Origin of the sequence: Bathymodiolus platifrons methanotrophic gill symbiont (assembly GCF_002189065.1) — a bacterium.
In the GTDB taxonomy this organism is placed as follows: Bacteria; Pseudomonadota; Gammaproteobacteria; order Methylococcales; family Methylomonadaceae; genus Methyloprofundus.
This window is the reverse complement of sequence record NZ_BDMN01000037.1, coordinates 1-2,757: the sequence shown is the minus strand read 5'-3', so window position 1 is coordinate 2,757 and position 2,757 is coordinate 1. Positions and strand designations below refer to the sequence as shown.

General features: G+C 40.4%; 2 protein-coding genes and 1 pseudogene. 1 reads left to right on the top strand and 2 read right to left on the bottom strand.

Annotation, left to right across the window (positions count from 1 at the left end):
• Positions 1-316 precede the first annotated feature (316 nt).
• Together CDZ78_RS02860 and CDZ78_RS02855 are read right to left on the bottom strand one after the other, a co-directional pair.
• Positions 317-1,018, bottom strand: coding sequence for an Lcl C-terminal domain-containing protein (locus CDZ78_RS02860; protein ID WP_087868616.1), 702 nt, complete (start codon positions 1,016-1,018; stop codon positions 317-319).
• A 94-nt stretch (positions 1,019-1,112) separates the two neighbouring features.
• Positions 1,113-2,344, bottom strand: a pseudogene (locus CDZ78_RS02855) (ISL3 family transposase).
• A 190-nt stretch (positions 2,345-2,534) separates the two neighbouring features.
• On the opposite strand from CDZ78_RS02855, the gene CDZ78_RS22665 reads away from it, so the two are divergent.
• Positions 2,535-2,757, top strand: a 223-nt coding sequence (locus CDZ78_RS22665) for a hypothetical protein (protein ID WP_211200756.1), incomplete at its 3' end; no start/stop codon positions are given.

Sequence of the window (2,757 nt, the reverse complement as noted above, 5' to 3'; positions counted from 1 at the left end):
GCGGGGAGTCGCTATTTTTGCGAAAGCTTGTTTTGGGCATCCCAGCCCAAGCAAGCAGCAAAAACTTAACGCGACCACTTATGCCTCCGGCGGCCCCGATTCGTCCTCGTCACCTCGTCCCGACCCAACAAGGGGTCGGAACATAGGCTCCAAATGACTTGACGCCGTGTCGGATGGCCTTTTATTTTGTCTCCACCTTCGCTAACGCTCAGACTCCGACAAAACAACGGCCCTACGGCTATCGCGGACTAAAAATCATCACTTCGCTTAGGCTACGTTTCCCTGATTTTCAGCGGGGGGGGGAGTCGCTATTTTTTTAGAATGATCTAATTGGTAATATACTAAGAGCTAACTCCTTTTTAGCATATACCTTATGACCATTTACCAAATTACGACTATGAGCATATGTACTATTCTCATTTGTTGATGACCAAAAGTACTTATCATAGTAACCTGCATGAGTGCTCATCTCAAGCTCCCCAAGAGCATCATATATTTCATGTAATTCAAGTATCGATGGAACGTACCAATCATCAAATCCATTTTCTTCATATCTATCTACAAGCTCAAAACTTGTATATTCCTTAGAGCCTATTTCGCACTTACTTAATACTTCATTGGTATTTTCTTGACCTGACCCAATATTTTCTTTCATAGCTCCTTTCACAGAGCCTCCATAACAACCCCACTTAATTCCACTAAAGTGACCTGGGGCAATTTCTAACCCATGGTGACCCTTGTCTGTAACATAGAATACAGTTCCTCCCCCAAAGCCAGTGCCTCCTACTTCAAAAGTAAATGCACATTCAGTTTTCTGGAACTCAATTATGAAGTCCGCATACTCCCTGTCTGACATTGAAGGCTCTCTTACCCCTTCTCCCTCACAGATATCCTCATATTCAGGGTATGACCCTTCAATACCATCTCCATCCATCGTCATATAGATATCTGAATCCCCTTCCGCTAAGGATGTTGATACCCAACCAAATAATAAGGCTACTATTAATACATTTTTCATTCTCTTTCCTCTTTAATTAATTAAAAATTAAACCACGTCCTTAGGACGTGGAGTTGTTCGAAAGGCTCCTCCTGGAGAGACAAATAAAGTGGCTCTATGTGAATCCTAGTGGGTAGTCGAATTTTAACTTACCACAAAGAAAGTAAATCATATTGATAAAATTATTAATATTGCGATAACCTCTTGCTCGTCGTTTGGCCAGTTGGACCTTGCTATTAATTCCCTCAAGAATTCCATTTGTAATCTTTGTTTCAACGAAATGAATAATGCCAGACCAATGGCTCCGAACGGTCTTTACAAACTTCATAAATGCTGAGATTTTAGATTTTTCTACTTCTTCACACCACTGCTTTAGAAAGGCTTCAGCCGATACTTTATCGGGCATTGACCATAAGTCATTAAAAAGCTCTTTCAATCGATATGCCTGCCCTAACGTAGGATATAGGTCAATCATTTCAGCTAATGAAACTTCTTGTTTATTGGTTAAGTTTTCTCGGTTCCTTAAAAAAGTATATTTGTGTCCTTTGAGTGCATCATGCTCTTTACGCTCACTAATCCTGACTTGATTCATTGCTTCATTTAATAATTTGACAACATGAAACCGATCGAAGGTTATCTCTGCTGATGGAAAAGCCTCTGCGGCTCCAGCAATGAAGGATGGCGATAGATCCCTACTTATTTGTTCAATTTGTTCTTTCTCTACCCCTTTGTTTTCAAGGTGTTCCTGAAGGTTATGCAAAGTGGCTTTACCTTTACCCTCAGTGACAAAAATAACACGAGACTCGTCTAAATCGACACCTAAAGTGACATATTTGTGACCTTTTTTTGAGGAGGTTTCATCTATACCAAGTTGAGTAATGGATGAAACATCATCCGCTATTTTAGCTTTGCCGATCCAGTGATTAAAGATCGTCCAGATTCGCTGTGGATTCACCTTTAACATTTCAGCAACCCGATTGACGGGCATTTCTCTTTCAATCAGTGCCCATGCCATGGCTTCAAATAGCAGAGTGAAACCACTGCCGGGGCGAGCCCAAGGGACTTCTACAGTACGAACTTTCCCGTCCGTTGTTGTGATGCGAGGAACAGAGCAATGTAGATAGCAAGAATGCTCAAAGAAGCTCAAGTGTTGCCATTGCCGATCGACTGTATCATGCACTGGGCAGAGAACCCCCATTCATCAGCAAAACGGGCGCCTGATTCAAAACCTATCTGCAAATGAAGTTCATTCTGTTCTAAAATATTGTCGTTTGAAAAGATAATTTCTTCCACTTTCCAAGGCGATTGTAAGCCTAAAGCCATACTAAATAAAGATTCATTATTCATGGTATTATTATCGCACTACCCACTAGGATTCACATAGAGCCCAAAATTTGGTATACCCACATCTTTTATTACCTATGATCAAATATTACAGGCTGGAATCGCTCCTGCTTTGATAGTTTTGTGTCTAGTTACTTACTGTTATTTAGCAATTGGTGAATACAGAGAAGGCGAATCAAAAATTGGAGCGTTTATGTTACCAGGACTCCTGTTCGCACCAATACCTTTATTAGTTATTGTTGTAGTATTTGTTGGGTTTGTTGCTGCTACAACATGGTTATGGTGGTGTGTTGTTTGGCCCGTTTTTTGGATCTTTACCAAACTAGGTTTATCAGAAACTCATTATTTTCACTTGTTTTTAGCAACATGCCTAGGTGTAATCAATTTAGTATTACTCTCTATTTTTCCTCACATCA